General features: G+C 60.4%; 17 protein-coding genes. 7 read left to right on the top strand and 10 right to left on the bottom strand.

Annotated features, from left to right (window positions below; all coding sequences use genetic code 11):
* Positions 1-72: 72 nt before the first annotated feature.
* The 4 genes from lepB to lptF form a co-directional block, all read right to left on the bottom strand.
* A complete protein-coding gene (gene lepB / locus KGA88_RS25950; protein WP_110661234.1) occupies positions 73-927 on the bottom strand; it encodes a signal peptidase I in 855 nt (284 codons plus the stop codon).
* A 5-nt stretch (positions 928-932) separates the two neighbouring features.
* A complete protein-coding gene (lepA, locus tag KGA88_RS25945) occupies positions 933-2,732 on the bottom strand; it encodes a translation elongation factor 4 (protein WP_110661233.1) in 1,800 nt (599 codons plus the stop codon).
* A gap of 171 nt (positions 2,733-2,903) precedes the next feature.
* Positions 2,904-3,965 carry an LPS export ABC transporter permease LptG gene (lptG, locus tag KGA88_RS25940; protein WP_223595203.1) on the bottom strand — a complete coding sequence of 354 codons (1,062 nt, stop codon included), beginning with the start codon at positions 3,963-3,965 and terminating at the stop codon, positions 2,904-2,906.
* Positions 3,958-5,076: an LPS export ABC transporter permease LptF gene (lptF, locus tag KGA88_RS25935; RefSeq protein ID WP_110662195.1), complete on the bottom strand. Its 1,119-nt coding sequence runs from the start codon at positions 5,074-5,076 to the stop codon at positions 3,958-3,960. Before lptF ends, lptG begins: the two co-directional genes overlap by 8 nt.
* Positions 5,077-5,481: 405 nt before the next feature.
* Between lptF and KGA88_RS25930 the strand changes: the two genes are divergently transcribed.
* The 3 genes from KGA88_RS25930 to KGA88_RS25920 are packed head-to-tail and all read left to right on the top strand — an operon-like array spanning position 5,482 to position 7,877.
* A complete protein-coding gene (locus KGA88_RS25930; protein ID WP_110662197.1) occupies positions 5,482-6,972 on the top strand; it encodes a leucyl aminopeptidase in 1,491 nt (496 codons plus the stop codon).
* A 60-nt stretch (positions 6,973-7,032) separates the two neighbouring features.
* Complete coding sequence (locus KGA88_RS25925; RefSeq protein ID WP_110662198.1) at positions 7,033-7,461, top strand: DNA polymerase III subunit chi; 429 nt, start codon at positions 7,033-7,035, stop codon at positions 7,459-7,461.
* An 8-nt stretch (positions 7,462-7,469) separates the two neighbouring features.
* Positions 7,470-7,877 carry a DNA polymerase III subunit chi gene (locus KGA88_RS25920; RefSeq protein WP_110662199.1) on the top strand — a complete coding sequence of 136 codons (408 nt, stop codon included), beginning with the start codon at positions 7,470-7,472 and terminating at the stop codon, positions 7,875-7,877.
* A 165-nt stretch (positions 7,878-8,042) separates the two neighbouring features.
* On the opposite strand, the gene KGA88_RS25915 is transcribed toward KGA88_RS25920, so the two are convergent.
* A complete protein-coding gene (locus KGA88_RS25915) occupies positions 8,043-8,810 on the bottom strand; it encodes a sulfite exporter TauE/SafE family protein (RefSeq protein ID WP_223595201.1) in 768 nt (255 codons plus the stop codon).
* A gap of 100 nt (positions 8,811-8,910) precedes the next feature.
* Here KGA88_RS25915 and KGA88_RS25910 point away from each other — a divergent pair, with 100 nt between their 5' ends.
* The 4 genes from KGA88_RS25910 (at position 8,911) to leuA (ending at position 14,179) form a co-directional block, all read left to right on the top strand.
* Positions 8,911-9,801, top strand: coding sequence for a LysR family transcriptional regulator (locus tag KGA88_RS25910; protein WP_223595198.1), 891 nt, complete (start codon positions 8,911-8,913; stop codon positions 9,799-9,801).
* Positions 9,802-9,843: 42 nt separating this feature from the next.
* Positions 9,844-11,223, top strand: a complete 1,380-nt coding sequence (gene xseA, locus KGA88_RS25905) for an exodeoxyribonuclease VII large subunit (protein ID WP_110660286.1) — start codon at positions 9,844-9,846, stop codon at positions 11,221-11,223.
* A gap of 3 nt (positions 11,224-11,226) precedes the next feature.
* Complete coding sequence (locus KGA88_RS25900) at positions 11,227-12,048, top strand: M23 family metallopeptidase (RefSeq protein ID WP_110660285.1); 822 nt, start codon at positions 11,227-11,229, stop codon at positions 12,046-12,048.
* A gap of 451 nt (positions 12,049-12,499) precedes the next feature.
* Positions 12,500-14,179: a 2-isopropylmalate synthase gene (gene leuA / locus KGA88_RS25895; RefSeq protein ID WP_110660284.1), complete on the top strand. Its 1,680-nt coding sequence runs from the start codon at positions 12,500-12,502 to the stop codon at positions 14,177-14,179.
* Between the two features lie 203 nt (positions 14,180-14,382).
* Here leuA and KGA88_RS25890 read toward each other — a convergent pair whose 3' ends face one another.
* From KGA88_RS25890 to KGA88_RS25870, 5 genes are all read right to left on the bottom strand, one after another.
* Positions 14,383-15,174: an amidohydrolase gene (locus KGA88_RS25890; RefSeq protein WP_110660289.1), complete on the bottom strand. Its 792-nt coding sequence runs from the start codon at positions 15,172-15,174 to the stop codon at positions 14,383-14,385.
* Positions 15,162-16,310 carry a pyridoxal phosphate-dependent aminotransferase gene (locus KGA88_RS25885; protein WP_223595191.1) on the bottom strand — a complete coding sequence of 383 codons (1,149 nt, stop codon included), beginning with the start codon at positions 16,308-16,310 and terminating at the stop codon, positions 15,162-15,164. The genes KGA88_RS25890 and KGA88_RS25885 overlap by 13 nt, the downstream gene beginning before the upstream one ends.
* 292 nt (positions 16,311-16,602) lie before the next feature.
* Positions 16,603-18,072: a ribosome biogenesis GTPase Der gene (der, locus tag KGA88_RS25880; RefSeq protein WP_110660281.1), complete on the bottom strand. Its 1,470-nt coding sequence runs from the start codon at positions 18,070-18,072 to the stop codon at positions 16,603-16,605.
* Between the two features lie 234 nt (positions 18,073-18,306).
* Positions 18,307-19,458: an outer membrane protein assembly factor BamB gene (bamB, locus tag KGA88_RS25875; protein ID WP_223595189.1), complete on the bottom strand. Its 1,152-nt coding sequence runs from the start codon at positions 19,456-19,458 to the stop codon at positions 18,307-18,309.
* On the bottom strand, positions 19,451-20,092 hold the full coding sequence (locus KGA88_RS25870; protein ID WP_110660894.1) for a tetratricopeptide repeat protein: 642 nt from the start codon (positions 20,090-20,092) through the stop codon (positions 19,451-19,453). Before KGA88_RS25870 ends, bamB begins: the two co-directional genes overlap by 8 nt.
* Between the last annotated feature and the right edge of the window lie 7 nt (positions 20,093-20,099).

Genomic DNA, 20,099 nt, shown 5'->3' with positions numbered 1-20,099 from the left:
TCATGCGTTCGGCCCCGAATGTGTCGGTTCCAGAAATGCATTCGGCGCTGTGTTCAACAGCGCCGTGTTTGATTACTTGATCAGGCCAACCCGCGAGAAATTCGGCAGGTGACTGAGTTTGGGTTCCGGCCAGCTCATCCAGACCGCAAAGGCCTTGCCGACGATATTCTTGTCGGGAACCATGCCCAGCAGATCCTTGGGAATGTTTGGATCATCCCAGTAGCGACTGTCGTTCGAGTTGTCGCGGTTGTCGCCCATCATGAAATAATGCCCGGCCGGCACGGTCCACGAATGGTCCGGCATGGCGCGGTAGCGGCTCATTTCCTTGCGGATCATGTGCTCGGCCGCACCGAGTTTTTCCTTGTAGAGCTCAGCGCTGCCCAGCGTGCCCGGCTCGGAGCCGACCAGTTGTTCGGCAATCGATTGACCGTTGACGAACAGGTGCTTGTCGGCGGTGTAGCGAACCGTGTCGCCCGGCAGGCCGACTACACGCTTGATGTAGTTGACGTTCGGATCGCTCGGGTAACGGAACACCATGACATCGCCGCGCTGCGGATCACCGACTTCGATGACTTTCTTGTCGATCACCGGCAAGCGGATCCCGTAGGAAAACTTGCTCACCAGGATGAAGTCGCCGACATCCAGGGTTGGCTTCATCGAACCGGAAGGAATCTGGAACGGTTCCACCAGGAACGAACGCAGCACCAGCACGATGAACAACACCGGGAAGAACGACTTGCCGTATTCAACCAGCAACGGCTCCTTGTTCAGTTTCTCGACCACGACCATGTCTGGCTGGCTGACGCTGCCCTGATAGGAAGCGATGGCGGCACGCCGACGCGGGGCCAGGATCAACAGATCGAGCAACGCCAACAGGCCGCAGACAAACACGGCGATGACCAGCAACAGCGGGAAATTTAGTGACATAGGACCTAACTATCCAACCTGAGCACTGCAAGGAAGGCTTCCTGTGGAATTTCCACGTTGCCGACCTGCTTCATGCGTTTCTTACCGGCCTTTTGCTTTTCCAGCAGCTTTTTCTTACGGCTGACGTCACCACCGTAGCATTTGGCCAATACGTTCTTTCTGAGCGCCTTGACGGTTGTCCGCGCCACAATCTGCCCGCCAATGGCGGCCTGGATTGCCACATCGAACATCTGCCGCGGAATCAGTTCTTTCATTTTCTCGGTCAACTGGCGACCTTTGTAGTGCGAGTTGTCACGGTGCACGATCAGCGCCAGGGCATCGACCTTGTCGCCGTTGATCAGCACGTCCAGTTTTACCAGGCTGGCCGATTGGTAACGATCGAAATGGTAGTCCAGAGAAGCATAGCCGCGACTGGTGGATTTCAGACGATCGAAGAAGTCCAGCACCACTTCGTTCATCGGCAAGTCGTAGGTCACTTGTACCTGCGAACCGAGGAACAGCATGTCGACCTGCACACCACGTTTTTCGATGCACAGGGTAATGACGTTACCCAGGTGCTCTTGCGGCACAAGAATATTGGCGCGCACGATCGGCTCACGCATGTCTTCGATGGAAGACAGGTCCGGCAGCTTGGACGGGTTATCGACGTAGATCGTCTCGCCGGTCTTGAGCAGCAGCTCGAAGATTACCGTCGGCGCCGTGGTGATCAGGTCCAGGTTGTACTCGCGCTCCAGGCGCTCCTGGATGATTTCCATGTGCAGCATGCCGAGGAAGCCGCAACGGAAGCCGAAGCCCAGTGCGTCGGAGCTTTCCGGCGTGTATTGCAGCGACGAGTCGTTGAGGGTGAGCTTTTGCAGCGCCTCGCGGAAGTCTTCGAAGTCGTCGGAGCTGACCGGAAACAGACCGGCGTAAACCTGCGGCTGGATACGTTTGAAGCCTGGCAGTACATCAACGTCCGGCGTCGAGCTCAGGGTCAGGGTGTCGCCCACTGGCGCACCGTGAATGTCCTTGATGCTGGCGATGATGAAGCCCACTTCACCGGCCTTAAGGTCAACGGTAGGGGTGTGTTTCGGGTTGAATACACCGACGCTGTCCACCAGGTGGATCTTGCCGGTGGACTTGACCAGGATCTTGTCGCCCTTCTTCACGCGACCGTGGCGCACGCGGACCAGGGAAACAACGCCCAGGTAGTTGTCGAACCAGGAGTCGATGATCAACGCTTGCAGCGGATCTTCGTAGTTGCCGGTCGGTGCAGGAATGGTGGCGACCAGGCGCTCGAGCACTGCGTCGACACCCAGGCCGGTCTTGGCCGAGCACTCGACTGCGTCGGTGGCATCGATGCCGATGATTTTTTCGATTTCTTCTTTAACACGGTCCGGATCGGCCTGTGGCAGGTCGATCTTGTTCAGCACCGGCATCACTTCCAGGCCCTGCTCGATCGCCGTGTAGCAGTTGGCAACCGACTGTGCTTCAACGCCTTGACCGGCGTCGACCACCAGCAGCGCGCCTTCACAGGCAGCCAGCGAACGGCTGACTTCGTAGGTGAAGTCAACGTGGCCGGGGGTGTCAATGAAGTTCAGCTGGTAGTTGATACCGTCTTTGGCTTTGTAATACAGAGTAACGCTGTGCGCCTTGATGGTGATCCCGCGCTCGCGCTCGAGGTCCATGGAGTCCAGGACCTGGGCTTCCATTTCGCGCTCGGCCAGGCCGCCACACATCTGGATGAAGCGATCGGCCAGCGTCGACTTGCCATGGTCAATGTGGGCGATGATGGAGAAATTGCGGATATGACTCAAATCACTCACGGATCAACACTCAAAAAGGCTGCAGGCATAGCCCGCCGAAAAATAGCCGGGAATTGTACCTGATCCACGGCACAAGCGTCACGTTCGCAGGTCAGACGGCACCTACAAAAACGCCCCGGTCTTGCGACAAGGGCGTTTTTTATCGTCAAAACGGTCGGAAAATACCCGCCATCAACCAGCTCGACGCAGCAACCAGAGCCCCGCCACGGCACAAATACCCGCCGGCACCAGCACCGAAAGCAGCGGTGGGAAGCCGAACACCTGGCTCGAAGGGCCCAGCAGATCCTGCACGATGCGGAAGGTGAAGCCCACCAGCACGCCGGTGAACACCCGTTGCCCCAGGGTCACCGAACGCAGCGGACCGAAGATGAAGGAAATCGCCATCAACACCAGGGCGGCAGTCACCAGCGGTTGCAACACCTTGACCCAAAATGCCAGCCAGTAGCGGCTGTTGCTCAACCCCTGGTCCGCCAGGTAGTGGATATAACTCCACAGACCGCTGATCGACAGCGACTCCGGCACCATGACCACTGTGTTGAGCAACTGCGGGCTCAAGGTGATTTCCCAGCGCTCGTTCGGAGTCGAAACCACTTCGGTGTTGCGCTCGTGGAACAGCGTGGTCGTGACGTCCGTCAACTGCCAGTGATCGGTGTCGAACTCGGCACGCTTGGCGAAGCTCGCCGACAGCATGTGCCGTTCATTGTCGAAACGATAGCGGGTCACGCCGTACAGAATGCCATTGGGCTGCACCGAGTTGACGTGAATGAATTCATCGCCCTGACGGTGCCACAGGCCGTGCTTGGCGCTTTGTGCATCGCCGCTGCCCTGGGCCAGCGAGCGATTGGCCTGCGCGGCGGTTTCAGCGGGTGGAGCGACGTACTCGCCGATCAGCAGACCGGCCAGCATCAGTACCAGCATCGGTTTCATGACCGCCCAGACGATCCGGCCGATCGACACGCCGGCGGCGCGCATGATCGTCAACTCACTGTTGCTGGCCAGACTGCCCAGCCCGATCAGGCAACCGATCAGCGCGGCCATCGGCAGCATCTCGTACATCCGGCGCGGCGCGGTCAACAACACATAACTCAGCGCATCGACCAGGGTGTAGGTGTCGGTGACTTCACCCATCTCGTCGATGAAGGCAAACAGTGTCGCCAGGCCAAGAATGATCCCGAGCACCGCCAGGATCGCCATGAACACGCTGCTACCAATGTAGCGATCCAGCTTAACCACGGGCCACCTCCAGCGCGCTGCGGCGACTCGCCCTCTTCAATCGCAAGGGTTCCCAATAGAGCAAGCCCAGGCCAATGGCCAGGAAAATCCCGTGCACCCACCACAAGCCCAGCACCGCGGGGATCTTGCCCTTATCAAGGGCACCGCGGGCGGCAATCAGAATGGTCAGGTAAGCCATATAGAGAAGAATCGCCGGCAGTAATTTGAGGAATCTGCCCTGACGCGGGTTGACCCGCGACAGCGGCACCGCCATCAGGGTCACGATGAACACCAGCAATGGCAGGGAAATGCGCCATTGCAACTCGGCGCGTGCACGAATGTCTTCACTGCCGATCAAACTACTGGTCGGCATCGCGTCACGGTCGGTGACTTCGTCGCTGACGTCGGGTTTTGGCAGCAATACACCGTACTCGTCGTACTTGATCGCCCGGTAGTCAGCCTGACCCGGACTGCCGTCATAGCGATAGCCGTTGTCCAGGATCAGGTATCGGTTGCCGTCCGGACGAATTTCCTGACGCCCCTTTTCCGCGACCAGGACAGAAATCCCGCGATCCTTGTTGTTGGAACTGATGTTCTTTTGCGAAATGAACACGCCACCCAGATTGACGCGGTCATCCGACATGCGCTCGGTGTAGGTGACCCGGGTGCCGTCACGCAGGGCCTGGAAACGCCCCGGTTCCAGGGTATCGAATTCAGTCAGGGCATCCTGCTTGTTCAACAGCAGTTGAAACTGGTTGGCCCCCTGTGGCGCCAGGCTCAGGCTCAACCACGCCACCACGAGTGCAACCAGGGTGGCGGGAAACATGGTCATCCAGACCAGCCGTTGCTGGCTCATGCCGGTGGCCGAGAGCACGGTCATTTCGCTTTCGAGGTACAGGCGCCCGTAGGACAACAGGATCCCGAGAAACAGCCCCAGCGGCAGGATCAGCTGGAGGAATCCCGGCAGGCGAAAGCCCATGATCAGGAACAGCGAACCCGGATCCAGCAGGCCCGAGGCCGCCTGGGCGAGGTATTTGATGAAGCGACCGCTCATGATGATGACCAGCAGCACGGCACTGACGGCGCTCAAGGTCAACAGGACTTCGCGGGATAGATAACGGAAGACGATCAAACCAGACACTCCAGGGTTGTCAGGCTAAGGCGGCCAAACAAGCAAACGTATCGGACAGCCCGCAAGACAGAGCCGCCGAAAAAAGATGGCGCATTATCCTGTGATTGGGTGCGCCTGTCACTTCGCAATGCATGCAGGAGCCAGCTTGCTGGCGATGGTCGCCAACGATAACGCGAAGAACCTGAAACCCTGCGGTGGTCTTGGGTTCTTCGCGAGCAAGCTCGCTCCTACAGTGACCGACAAAACCGCGAAGATCGTACAACCGAGGGTTGTCAGCCGCCGGTAGCGAGGTTCAAACTGCGGCCTTTGTCGCCGGTCGATCCTGGCGCCGTTCTGTTTATAAGCAATCGACGCACATAAGGTGTCGGGCGCTTGCGTGATAACCATCAATTCAGGGACCCGGACATGGAACTGGTTGTAAAAAGCGTCAACCCGGAAACGTTGAAGACCGCCACGCTCGTGGTCTCCGTCGGCGAAGGCCGCAAGCTCGGCGCCGTTGCCAAACAACTCGACGAACTGAGTGGCGGCGCCATCAGCGCTGTGCTCAAGCGCGGCGACCTGGCCGGCAAGGTTGGCCAGAGCCTGTTGCTGCACAGCCTGCCGAACCTCAAGGCCGAGCGCGTGCTGCTGGTGGGCGTGGGCAAGGACGACGAACTGGGTGACCGCCCGTTCCGCAAAATCATCGCCGGCATCCTCAATACCCTCAAGGGCCTGGGCGGTAGCGATGCGGTACTGGCCCTGGATGAAGTGGTCGTCAAAGGCCGCGACAGCTATGGCAAGACCCGCCTGCTGGCCGAAACCCTGGTGGACGGCGAGTACTCCTTCGACCAGTTCAAGAGCCAGAAAGCCGAACCCCGCGCCCTGAAGAAAATCACCCTGCTGACCATCAAGGCCGCCCAGGCTGAAGTACAGCGCGCCGTGACCCATGCCACCGCCATCGCCAATGGCATGGCCTTCACCCGTAACCTGGGCAACCTGCCGCCAAACATCTGCCACCCGACCTTCCTCGGTGAACAGGCCAAAGACCTCGGCAAAGAGTTCAAGGACCTGAAAGTCGAAGTCCTCGACGAGAAGAAGATCAAGGCACTGGGCATGGGCTCGTTCTACGCCGTGGGCCAGGGCAGCGCCCAGCCTCCGCGCCTGATCGTCATGCAATACAACGGCGGCAAGAAATCCGAGAAGCCTTACGCACTGGTCGGCAAAGGCATCACCTTCGACACCGGCGGTATCAGCCTCAAGCCGGGCGCCGGCATGGATGAAATGAAGTACGACATGGGCGGCGCCGCCAGCGTGTTCGGCACCTTGCGTGCCGTGCTGGAACTGAAGCTGCCGATCAACCTGGTGTGCATCCTGGCCTGCGCCGAGAACATGCCGAGCGGCAACGCTTCGCGCCCTGGCGACATCGTCACCACCATGAGCGGCCAGACCGTGGAAATCCTCAACACCGACGCCGAAGGCCGTCTGGTGCTGTGCGACGCCCTGACCTACTCCGAGCGCTTCAAGCCACAAGCGGTGATCGACATCGCCACCCTGACCGGTGCCTGCGTGGTTGCCCTGGGTTCCCACACTTCGGGCCTGCTGGGCAACAACGACGAACTGATCGGCCAACTGCTGAGCGCCGGCAAGGCTGCCGACGACCGCGCCTGGCAACTGCCGCTGTTCGATGAGTACCAGGAACAGCTTGACAGTCCATTTGCCGACATCGCCAACATTGGCGGCCCGAAAGCCGGCACCATCACCGCGGCCTGCTTCCTGTCGCGCTTCACCAAGAACCTGAACTGGGCGCACCTGGACATCGCCGGTACCGCCTGGACCAGCGGCGGCAAGGACAAGGGCGCCACTGGCCGTCCGGTTCCATTGCTGACCCAATACCTGCTGGACCGCGCCAAAGCCTGAAACCAATGACCCTTGGCGGCGTAGCTTTCGGGCTGCGCCACCAAGGGCTCAGGAACCGCAATGACCAAAGTCGACTTCTATATCCTGCCCAGCGCCGATCCTTCGGCACGGCTGGATTTCGCCTGCAAGCTCACCGAAAAAGCCTGGCGCATGGGTCACCGTGTCTACCTGCATTGCAGTGACACCGCCCAACGCAACGATCTCGACGCACGCCTCTGGACCTTCAAGGGTGAAAGCTTCGTGCCCCACGGCCCCGCCGAAAGCGAGCCGGATGGCTTGATTGTCCTGGGTCTGGGTGACGATTGCGGGCAGCATCAGGACCTGCTGGTCAATCTCGACCTGAAAGTCCCGGCCTTCGCCAACAAGTTCGCCCGGGTGGCGGAAGTGGTGGTGGAAGACCCGACGATTCGCCAGGCCGCGCGGGAGAGTTTCCGTTTCTACCGCGAACAGGGCTATCCTCTGCAAGATCACCGTTTACAGCGACTCTGAGCCTGCCAATGGACACTCCAAAACCGCTGCAACAGTCCGCGCACCTGCTGGACGACCTTGAGTCGATCCGCCAATTGCTCGGCGATGACAACCTGCAACCGCCCCTGCTGACCGACACGGTCGAGGACGGCGACCAGGAACAGATTCCCATGTTGTTCGACGCCGTGAGCGAGCCTTCGTCGCCCCTCGAACCGACCGCGCCTGCCGCAATCGTTGAACCGGTCGCCGCCGCTGCGCCGGCGCCCGCCGTCAGCAAGAACCCGGATGACCTGTTGCACCTGGACAGCGAATTGCGCGCAGCCGCACAGTTGATCATGCAAGACGTGATCGACGATTTCGCCCCGCACATCGAGACCGAAATCAAACGCCGCCTCAGTGCACGCCTTGAGCGATTGTTGAGCCAGTACAACGACTGACGGGACACAGACAAACTGTGGCGAGGGGGCTTGCCCCCGTTCGGCTGCGAAGCAGTCGCAAATTCAGGCAATCTGGTGCAACTGAAAAAGCAAGGGGTCGCTTCGCAACCCAACGGGGGCAAGCCCCCCTCGCCACAAAAAGCGTCCTCGCCACAACTTCTCTGGTCAGATGCTCAAGTAACGCCCGATCAACGCAATCCCACTCGCCAGCACCAGCCAGGTCACCAGGCGCACGAATGCTTCGCGAGACAAGCGCATGCTCAACCGTCGCCCCGCCCACAACCCCAGCGCCATGGCCGGCAACAGACACACCGCCAGCACCAGCAGCGGCAAATCGGCATACACCCCGGCGATTACAAACAGGCTCAACCGCACCACGGTGCTGCAACTGATCAACGCACTTTGGGTCGCGCGGGCCGCCTCCTTGGGCAAACGGCTGTTCAGATAGATCGCATAGAGAAAGCCACCGCTGCCAAACAACGCGCCAAACATTCCGCCCACCGTCCCCATGGGCAGTGCCCAGGCGGCGGACAACTGCGCCGGACGTGCTTTTACCCACAGGCTGTAAATCGCATAGGCGCTGATAAACAGTCCCATCAACAGCAGCAACAGGTCGGACTTGAGGTTCAGCAGGAAAATCACTCCCAGCGTGCACCCCACCGCCATGCAAGGCAGTAACCGCAACAGCTCCGGCCTCGCCACATCGCGCCGCGAAGGCAGCAGATTGCCGAATGCCGCGACAAAATCGAGCAACACCAGCAACGGCACGATTTTCGACAGCGGCATGAACAGAATCAGGATCGGACCCGCCACCAGCGCGGTGCCGAAACCGGCGACGCCGAACACGATGTAGGCCAAAGCGATGCCCGCGCCGATGACCAGCCAGTCCAGCGGGCCGAAGGGCCACTGGTTCAACAACGTCAATACGCTCATTGAAGCGTTCCTCTACTTTAAGTTCGCTGACTTTAGCCATCGCTGAGCGTTGCGACTAATATCATCAAAGCTACTAACCCATCTCAAAAAGGCATGCCTTGTGCTTTCAATCCGGCAACTGCGTTACTTCGTTGAAATCGCTGAATGCGGCAGTTTCGGCGCCGCAGCCGAGCGCCTGTTCATCGCCCAGTCGGCCCTGAGCCGGCAAATCAAGGACATGGAAGTCCTCCTGCAAACCCCACTTTTCGAACGTACTGCGCGGCGACCTCAGCTCACACCTGCGGGTGAGTCTTTTTTACCCCGTGCCAAAAACCTGTTGAGCGAGCTGATCAAGGCCAGCGACATGGCGACCAGGATCGGCAACGGTCAACACGGCACCTTACGCTTGAGCCATTCCAGCACTGTGCCCATGAGCGGCCGACTGCTGCGCAGCGTCGGCCGTTATCTCGAACATCATCCCGGCGTGTCCCTGGACATCGCTCAGATGTCTTCCGAGGCGCAGCTGCAAGAATTGACAGACGGCCGACTCGACATCGGCCTATTGCGCTTGCCAGTGCTCCGTCAGTGTGAAGAGGTGCAAATCGACCCGCTCTACGACGAACCTCTGCTGGTGGCAGTCCCGCCCGATCACTGGCTGGCCAGGGACAAATCCGGGCGGCAGATCAACCTGGGGCAGCTACGCGACGAAGCGTTTATTTCCATCCCTCATCCCCAGCGAGGTGGTCTTAGCTACCTCTCTGCCGAGTTGTGCATGCGCCAAGGCTTCTTTCCCAAAGCCGCTCGGGTAATTTCGCGTAAAACCACGCAGCTGCAACTGATCCAGGCGGGATTTGGTATCGCTCTCTTGCCGGAATCGATGCAAGACATTGCGCCACCCAACGTTCATTTCCTGCCTTTGGCAGACCCCGGCAGTCATAGCAGCGTCGCTCTGGCGTACCGCAAACACCCGACGGCACTGGTTCAACAGTTCCTCGAACATTTGGTGATATAGGGGTCGTGCATTCACTTGAAGAATGCCTTTAAACTGCGCCCCATGATTAAAGATCCCTTTGCAAGACTCGGCCTGGACCGCGAAGTCCTGACCGTCAGCCAGCTCAACGGCCGCGCGCGGGTGTTGCTCGAAGACGTGTTCAGCAACATCTGGGTCGAAGGCGAAATCTCCAACCTCGCCCGCCCGGCGTCGGGCCACGTGTACTTCACCCTCAAGGACAGCGGCGCCCAGGTTCGTTGCGCGCTGTTCCGGCAGAACGCGGCACGGGTTCGCCAGGCACTGAAGGACGGGCTCGCGGTCAAGGTGCGCGGCAAAGTCTCGCTGTTCGAAGGGCGCGGCGATTACCAGTTGATCCTCGACACCGTGGAGCCGGCCGGCGATGGCGCCTTGCGCCTGGCCTTCGATGCACTCAAGGAAAAGCTCAGCGCCGAAGGCCTGTTCAGTGCCGAGCGCAAGGTGCCGCTGCCGGCGCACCCGCAACGCGTCGGCATCATCAGCTCGCCTACCGGGGCGGTGATCCGCGACATCATCAGTGTGTTCCGCCGTCGCGCACCGCAGGTGCAGTTGACCCTGATCCCCACCGCCGTACAGGGCCGCGAAGCCACCGCGCAGATTGTCCGCGCCCTGAAACTGGCGGATGCCCGCGGTTTCGACGCACTGATCCTGGCCCGGGGTGGCGGTTCGCTGGAAGACCTCTGGTGCTTCAACGAAGAAGCCGTGGCCCGCGCCGTAGACGCTTGCGTGACGCCGATTGTCAGCGCAGTTGGCCATGAAACCGACGTATCGATCAGCGACTTCGTCGCCGACGTGCGCGCGCCCACCCCTTCCGCTGCCGCCGAATTGCTGGCACCGGACTCCAGCGACCTGGTACGTCGGGTCGAAAGCCTGCACCGCCGGCTGGTGATGCGCATGCGTGACCGCCTGATGCGCGACCGCCTGCGCCTGGAAGGCATTTCCCGGCGCCTGCGTCATCCCGGCGAGCGCCTGCGCCAGCAAGCGCAGCGCCTGGATGACCTGGACATGCGCATGCGCCGCGCCTTCGAGCGCAGCCTCAACACCCGCCGCGAACGCTTGATCCGCCTGGAAACCCGTTTGGCCGCACAACATCCAGGCCGGCAACTGGCAATGCTGCGCCAGCGCCTCGACAGCCTGGCCGAACGCCTGCCACGCGCCATCCGCGAAGGGCTGAAGAACCGTCGACTGCAATTGCACAGCCAGATGCAGACACTGCATGTGGTCAGCCCGCTGGCGACCCTCGGCCGCGGCTACAGCATTTTGCTGGACGAGCGTGGCAACGCGATCCGCAACGCCGCGCAAACCCATACCGGCCAGCGCCTCAAGGCCAAACTGGGCGAAGGCGAACTGCAAGTACGGGTCGAAGACAATCACCTGACGCCTGTCACCCTTTCTTTACTGGATTGATCCATGCCGCGTTTCTTTGCTCCGTTGCTGTTGCTGTGCCTGACCTTCAACGCCCACGCCGACAGCTACATCACCCGCCTGTTGAACAAACCGGTGCCGGGCGGCGTTGCCGTGCTGGACCTGGGCACATCGGCCCAGGCACCAAAAGCCACTTACCAGGGCAAACCGGTGCTGGTGGTCAAGGAACAGAACAACTGGCTGGCCATCGTCGGTGTGCCGCTGACCGTCAAGCCAGGGGCTCAATCGGTCAGCAGTGGCGGTCGCAATCTGAGTTTTACGGTGGGCAACAAGAACTACCCGGAACAACGCATCACCCTGAAGAACACCCAGCAGGTCAATCCGGACCCGGAGAATCTCAAGCGCATCGAGCGTGAGCTGGCCGAGCAGATTGCCGCTTACCGCACGTTCAGTCCCAACACCCCGAGCAACCTGCTGCTGGACAAACCGGTGAACGGGCCGCTGTCGAGCAAGTTCGGCGTGCGTCGTTTCTTTAACGGTGAAGAGCGCAACCCTCACGCCGGCCTGGACTTCGCCGTGCCGGCCGGAACACCGATCAAGACCCCGGCTGCCGGCAAGGTGATCCTGATAGGCAACTACTTCTTCAATGGCAACACGGTGTTCGTCGACCACGGCCAGGGCTTCATCAGCATGTTCTGCCATATGTCGAAAATCGACGTGAAGGTGGGGCAACAGCTGGCGCGCGGTGGCGTGGTCGGCAAAGTAGGTGCGACTGGCCGCGCGACTGGGCCACATATGCACTGGAATGTCAGCCTGAACGATGCGCGGGTCGATCCGGCTATCTTCATTGGTGCGTTTCAACCCTGAATTTTCGTTGAAGCCATTGGCCTCTTCGCGAGCAAGCCCGCTCCCACAGGTACAGCGCAATCCCTGTGGGAGCGGGCTTGCTCGCGAAGGCGGCATTCCAGCCACCAGAAAACCCCAGGCCGCCCCATCACTCAATTGCGCACCGCTCAAACCTCGCGCAAAAAACAAGATCATCGAAACCAATTGAAGCAATAAAATCTCGATAAATACCCGTTCACGAGTATTCCTCTCAATTTTTTTCGACTGCTTGCCAACCTCCCCCCTCGCGGTTAGGGTTGAAGGCATGAAAACCTTTCACACCCTCATTCAGCTCCGCCAGCACCGCAGCCTGTGCCTCGTCAGCGCACGACTGCCGGGCTGAATCGTGGTGCCTCGTCCCAAGCGTTACTCCAAGAACTTTTGATCCACCGGCAGGCCGCCTTTTTTCGGCCCACACAATAAGGATTTCCCGATGAGCATGCTCAAAGACCCGTCTTCGAAATACCGCGCGTTCCCGACCATCGACATTGCGGACCGCACCTGGCCATCGAAAACCATCACCGCCGCGCCAATCTGGTGCAGTTCCGACCTGCGCGACGGCAACCAGTCGCTGATCGAGCCGATGGACGCCGTCAAGAAGCTGCGCTTCTGGAAAACCCTGGTGCAGGTCGGCGTGAAGGAAATCGAAGCATCGTTCCCGGCCGCCTCGCAAACCGACTTCGACTTCGTCCGCACCCTGATCGAAGGCAACCACATCCCGGACGACACCACCATCCAGGTGCTGACCCAGGGCCGTGAAGACCTGATCGAGCGCACCTTCGAATCCCTGCGCGGCGCGAAGAAAGCCATCGTTCACCTGTACAACGCGACCTCCCCTTCCTTCCGCCGCATTGTCTTCAACCAGGACAAGGACGGGGTCAAGGCCATCGCCGTCAGCGCGGCCAAGCTGTTCGTCAAGTACGCGGCCATGCAGCCGGACACCGAGTGGACCTTCGAGTACTCGCCAGAAACCTTCAGCGCGACCGAAATGGAGTTCGCCAAGGAAGTCTGCGACGCGGTGATCGAAGTCTGGAACCCGACGCCCGAGCACAAGATGATCCTCAACCTGCCGGCCACCGTCGAATGCGCGACCCCGAACATCTATGCCGACCAGATCGAATGGTTCGGCCGTCACATCAACCGTCGTGACAGCGTGATCATCAGCCTGCACACCCACAACGACCGTGGTACTGGCGTTGCGGCCACCGAACTGGGCCTGATGGCCGGTGCCGACCGTGTCGAAGGCTGCCTGTTCGGCAACGGCGAGCGTACCGGTAACGTCGACCTGGTGACCGTCGCCCTGAACATGTACACCCAGGGTCTCGACCCGCAACTGGACTTCTCCGACATCGACGGCGTGCGCAAAGTCGTCGAAGAGTGCAACCAGATCCAGGTGCACCCGCGTCACCCGTACGTCGGCGACCTGGTGCATACCGCGTTCTCCGGCTCGCACCAGGATGCAATCCGCAAGGGCTTCGCCCAGCAGAAATCCGATGCATTGTGGGAAGTACCGTACCTGCCGATCGACCCGGCCGACATCGGCCGCAGCTACGAGGCAGTCATCCGCGTCAACAGCCAGTCGGGCAAGGGCGGCATCGCCTACCTGCTGGAACAGGAATACGGCATCAGCCTGCCGCGTCGCATGCAGATCGAGTTCAGCCAGGTCGTGCAGCGTGAAACCGACCGCCTGGGCCTGGAAATGACCGCCCAGCAAATCCATGCGCTGTTGCACAGCGAGTACTTGCAGGCCAACACCCCGTACGCGCTGGTCAGCCATCGCCTGCAGGAAGAAAACGGTCACAGTGCCGTCGAAGTGGAAGTGGCCAGCAAAGGCCAGGGCGAAACCAACCTGCACTGGCGCGGCAAGGGCAACGGTGCTCTGGAAGCACTGGTGGCCGGCCTGCCGATTCCGGTGGAAATCATGGACTACAACGAGCACGCCATCGGCGCGGGCACCAATGCCAAGGCCGCGGCCTACATCGAACTGCGTGTGAACGGTGAGCGTGCGGTGCACGGCGTCGGCATCGACGAAAACATCACCACGGCCAGCTTCAAGGCCCTGTTCAGCGCACTGAACCGTTCGCTGAGCCAGCCGGAAGCGAAAGCGGCGTAAGCTGTCAGCCGAAAAGCAAAAGGCCCCGGGGCGTACACCTCGGGGCCTTTTTTTGCCTGTCTGTTTTGTGTTGTCTGAACCGGCCCCTTCGCGAGCAAGCCCGCTCCCACAGTTGACCATTGTGAACACAAATCTTGTGTACACCCACATACCCTGTGGGAGCGGGCTTGCTCGCGAAGAGGCCCTGTCAGGCACCGAAAATACTAGGTGAACTCAAAGGTATCGGCATCCAGATTCGCCGGAAACCGCTGCCGATACGCCGCCAACTCCGCCGCATCCAGCGTCACCTTGAACACCCCATCCGCCTCGCCGGTGCTCAGCAACATCTCACCCTGAAAATCCAGCACCTGACTGTCACCGGTGTACGCAAAACCCTTACCGTCGGTGCCAATGCGATTCACCGCCGCCACATAACACAGGTTTTCAATCGCCCGTGCAGGCAACAAACGATTCCAGTGCTGGCGTCGCGCGCCCGGCCAGTTCGCGGTGTACAACAACAGGTCAGTGTCCTGGGCATCGCGACTCCACACCGGGAAACGCAAGTCGTAGCAAATCAGCGGCCGTACTCGCCAGCCCTTGAGCTCGAACTGCACCTGGCGCTCGCCGGGGGTGTAGTGGTTGTGCTCGCCGGCCATGCGGAACAGGTGGCGCTTGTCATAGTGCAGCACCTCGCCGTCCGGGCGTGCCCACAACAGGCGATTGCGATGACTGCCGTCGGCGGCCTTGACGATCACGCTACCGGTAATCACCGCATCCAGCTTCGCCGCCTGAACCCGCAGCCATTTGCTCGTCGGGCCGTTTTCTGCTTCGGCGAGAGCCTCTGACTCCATGGAGAAACCGGTGGTGAACATCTCCGGCAGGATGATCAGGTCGGCGCCGCGAGCCTGTTCCAGCAAAGGCTCGAAATGCTCAAGGTTGGCTTGACGGTCGTGCCAGGCCAACGTCGTCTGGATCAGCGCCACGGTCAGCTTCGGCAAGGCACTCAGATCACGCATAGTTTTTCCGCTGCTTCACGCAGCGTCTCCTCGCGTTTGGCGAAGCATAGCCGCACCAGGCGCTGGCCTTCTGGCGGCGTCTGGTAGAACACGGAAATCGGAATACTCGCCACGCCATGCTCGCGCGTCATCCACAGGGCCATCTCGACGTCATTGAGGTCCGGACGGATCTGCGAGTAATCGACCAGCTGGAAATAGGTGCCGGTCACCCGGGTGAAACTGAAACGCGACGGCGCCAGCAGATCGCAGAACAGATCGCGCTTGGCCTGATAGAAAGCCGGCAGCTCTTCGACGTGCTCAGGATGCTCGGCCATGAAATCGGCCAAGGCATATTGCAGCGGCGTCACGCCACAAAAATTCACGTACTGGTGCACCTTGCGCAATTCCGCCGTCAGGGCCGCAGGCGCGACCACATATCCGGTTTTCCAGCCGGTGACGTGGTAGGTCTTGCCGAAGGAGCTGACCACGAATGCACGCTGATACAGCTCCTCATGGGCCAGCACGCTGACGTGGGGCACGCCGTCATACACCAGGTGCTCGTAGACTTCGTCGCTGATCACATAGATATCGCGATCACGGATCAACGCTGCCAACTGGTCGAGTTCGGCACGACTGATCAACGCACCACTAGGGTTGTGCGGGGTGTTGAGAATGATCATCCGCGTGCGCGGGCTCAGTGCTTGGGCAAGCTTCTCGAAGTCGATACTGAAATCGTTCAGGCCCAATTGCACATGCACGCAACGACCGCCGGCCAGCTCTACCGAGGGCTCGTAGCTGTCGTAGGCCGGGTCAAACACGATGACTTCGTCGCCGCTGTGGATAACCGCCTGAATGGCACAGAAGATCGCTTCGGTCGCGCCGGGGGTGACCGTCACCTCGGTATCCACATCCACCTGCACGCCATAGCTGCGGGCGATCTTCGCCGCGATCTGCTGACGCAATATCGGCAACCCGGTCATTGGTGAATATTGATTATGGCCGTTGGCGATATGCCGGCCTACCGCATCGCACAGGGCCTGCGGGGCCGCGAAATCGGGAAAGCCCTGGGACAGATTGAGCGCGCCGGTCTGTGCCGCGAGCTGAGACATCTGCGTGAAGATAGTGATGCCGACATTCGGCAGCTTGCTGGTGATCATCGGTGGTTCCCTGCTCTACACCCGGCTCTACGGCGGCGCGGGGAGTCCGAGGATAGCCCAAACGGCAGGCATGAAAAAGGGCGCCTTATAGACGCCCTTCTTCATTTGATCACCGCTGTACCTTGTGGCGAGCGGGCTTGCCCGCGCTGGGTCGCGAAGCGGCCCCAATCCTGCAATCTAGGTGTGTCTGGCAGACCGCACTTGCAGGTATTGCGACTGCTGCGCAGCCGAACGGGGGCAAGCCCCCTCGCCACAACAAGCCTCCCACACAAGAGAGTGTGAGGGCTTGGAATCAGCGCTTGTCGCGGCGCTTCTTGTCGGCCTTCTTGTGGTGCGACATCAAGCGACGCTTCTTGTTGACCTGACGGTCGGTGAGCGTGTTCTTGTTGCCTTCGTACGGGTTCTCGCCACCCTTGAACTCGATGCGGATCGGCGTACCGACCAGCTTCAGAACACGGCGGTAAGTGTTTTCCAGATAGCGCACATACGACTTCGGCACTTTCTCGATCTGGTTACCGTGGATCACGATGATCGGCGGGTTCGCGCCACCAAGGTGGGCATAACGCAGCTTGATCCGACGGCTGTTGACCATCGGCGGCTGATGCTCGCTGACCGCGTCTTCGAGGATCTGGGTCAGACGGCTGGTCGGCCAGCGGGTAACCGCGGACTTGAACGAGTTCTGTACCGACGCGTAGAGGTTGCCCACGCCAGTGCCGTGCAGGGCCGAGATGAAGTGGATGTCGGCGTAGTCGACGAAGAACAGTCGACGCTGCAGCTCGACCTTCACGAAGTCGCGCTCGCTCGGCGTCATGCCGTCCCACTTGTTGATCGCGATGACCAGCGCACGACCCGACTCAATGGCGAAGCCCAGCAGGTTGAGGTCGTGGTCCACCACGCCTTCGCGGGCGTCCATCACGAAGATCACCACGTTGGCGTCTTTGATCGCTTGCAGGGTTTTGACCACGGAGAACTTTTCGACTTCTTCGTGGATCTTGCCGCGCTTGCGCACACCGGCGGTGTCGATCAGCGTGTACTTCTCGTCGTTACGCTCGAACGGGATGTAGATACTGTCGCGGGTGGTGCCGGGTTGGTCATAGACGATTACCCGGTCTTCGCCGAGCATGCGGTTGACCAGGGTCGACTTGCCGACGTTCGGACGGCCGATGATCGCGATCTTGATCCCGTCTTTTTCGCTTGGGCCAGGAATGCGCTTGGCTTCCTCGCCTTCGGCGACGACTTCTTCCTCGCCTTCTTCCAGCTCGTCGTCGTCCTTCGGGAAGTCACTCAGGGCGATTTCCAGCATCTGGGTGATGCCACGACCGTGAGCACCGGCGATCGGAATCGCATGGCCCATGCCCAACGGAGCGAATTCGGCGCGGGCCATTTCAGGGTCGATGTTGTCGACCTTGTTGGCAACCACAAAGGAACGCTTGTTACGTTTACGCAAATGCTCGGCGATCATCTGGTCGGCGGCGGTGAAACCGGCCTTGGCATCTACCAGGAACAGCACGACATCTGCTTCTTCGATGGCCAGCAGCGACTGCTCGGCCATCTTTTCGTCCATACCGTGTTCGTCACCGGAGATACCGCCGGTGTCGATCAGAATGTAGGAACGCCCTTGCCACTTGGCCTCACCGTACTGGCGATCACGGGTCAGACCGGACAAGTCGCCGACGATGGCGTCACGAGTCCTGGTCAGGCGGTTGAACAAGGTGGACTTGCCGACGTTTGGTCGGCCCACCAGGGCGATTACGGGAACCATGCGGCTCTCCACTTCGTTATTTCAGAAAATACAAAAGCCGCTGCGAGGCAGCGGCTGGTGCTCGGGGGCAATCACTGAATGCTTTTCTGTGGGAGCGAGCCTGCTCGCGAAAAACGCCAAGGCACCGCGTTCATTCAGGCTATCAACGTAATCGTTGACGTCCATCGCGAGCAGGCTCGCTCCCACATTTCCACACAAGTGAAGCCGCTTGGGGTTAAAACCCAAGCATAGTCGTTACTTAATGGTCAGGGCTTCCAGTTTGCCGCTGTTGCCATACACATAAATCGTGTCACCCACCACCAGCGGACGGGCACGCAGGCCGTCGCTGTCGATGCGCTCACGGCCGACGAAACGGCCGTCCACTTGACTCAGCAAGTGCAGGTAACCTTCCAGGTCACCGACTGCAACGTAGCTGGAGAACACTTCCGGGGCCGACAGTTGACGACGGGCCAGCGAATCGTTGCTCCACAAGGCTGTGGTGGAACGCTCGTCGACGCCTTCAACGGTGCCCGAAGACAGGCTTACGTAGACGGTGCCAAAACCCTGGGCGACACCGGCATAGCTGGAAGCATCGCGCTGCCAGAGCTGACGGCCGCTTTGCAGGTCCAGAGCGGCAACGCGCCCTTGATAACTGGCGACATACAGCGTCTCGCCCGACAGCAGCAAGCCACCGTCGATATCGACTACACGCTCCAGCTCCGAACGACCTTGCGGGATCGCTACGCGCTGTTCCCAAACCGGTACGCCGTTGGTGATGTCCAGGGCAACCACTTTACCGGTGGACAGGCCAGCCACCGCGAGGCGGTTGGTCACGATCGGCGCACTGGTGCCACGCAGGGTCAGTACCGCAGGCGTGCTGTCATAGATCCAGCGACGGTTGCCGGTGGCGGCATCCAGGCCGATCAGACGATCGTCCTGGGTCTGAACCACCACAACGTCACCGTTGTTGGCTGGTGGTGCCAGCACTTCGCTGGAAACGCGAGCGCGCCACTTTTCTTCACCGTTGATGGCGTCCAGGGCAACGATTTCACCCTTGATCGTACCGATGGTGAGCAGACCGTAACCTACGCCAACGGCGCCGGAGACAGGCAGCTCAAGGTCTTTCTTCCATTTGACGTCGCCGGTGTTGCGGTCCATTGCCATCAACACGCCAGTGACGTCGGCGGCATAGATGGTATCGCCATCGATGGCCGGAACCAGCATGTTGTAGGTTTCGCCCTGACCGTCACCGATCGAACGACTCCATTGCTTTTGCAGAACCACTTCTTCCTTGAAGTCGGTCAACTCGGCCGGAGGCAATTCTTTTTTGCTGTTGCTGCTGCAACCCGCGGCCAACAAGGCCAGGGCCAGCAATGCTGCATGTTTCCAACGAATCACGTCACGCATCCCCTTTGGCCAGGTCGTCCAGCTTGATTTGCAGGCCACCGACCGCCGCTTCATCCGACAGTGCCGCCTTGGCTTTTTGATACGCCGTGCTCGCTTCATCGGTACGACCCAACTGCACCAGCAGGTCGCCCTTGAGCTCTTCGCGAGTGGCCAGGAATGCCTTGTCGGCATCGCCTTCGAGAAGCTTCAGCGCTTCGTCGGCCTTGTTCTGCGCGCCGAGTACCTGGGCCAGACGCTGACGGGCGATTTCGCCCAGCGCCGGGTTGGCCGGCTTGTCGACAATGGCCTTGAGCTCGCTGGCCGCGTCGTCCAGCTTGCCGCTGTCGACCGCTACTTTAGCCACGAACAGGCTGCCGTACTGCGCGTAGGCGCTGCCGCCGAACTCGCTGTTGAGCTTGCCGGCCAGGTCCGAAACACGGGCCGCATCAGGCTTGCCATCAGGCGTCAACGTGGTTTCGAGCAATTGCTGATAGAGAATCGAGGCGCCTTGCGACTGATTGCTCTGATACTTGTGGAACGCCTGCCAGCCGAACACGATGACCAGCGCCAACAGGCCGCCAGTAACCAGGGGCTTGCCGTTGCGTGACCACCAATCCTTCAAATCCGCCAGCTGTTCGTCTTCGGTACTCGACACCCCAATA

Source organism: Pseudomonas sp. A-R-19 (assembly GCF_019956575.1).
Lineage (GTDB): Bacteria > Pseudomonadota > Gammaproteobacteria > Pseudomonadales > Pseudomonadaceae > Aquipseudomonas.
This window is presented reverse-complemented; position numbering and strand designations above follow the sequence as displayed.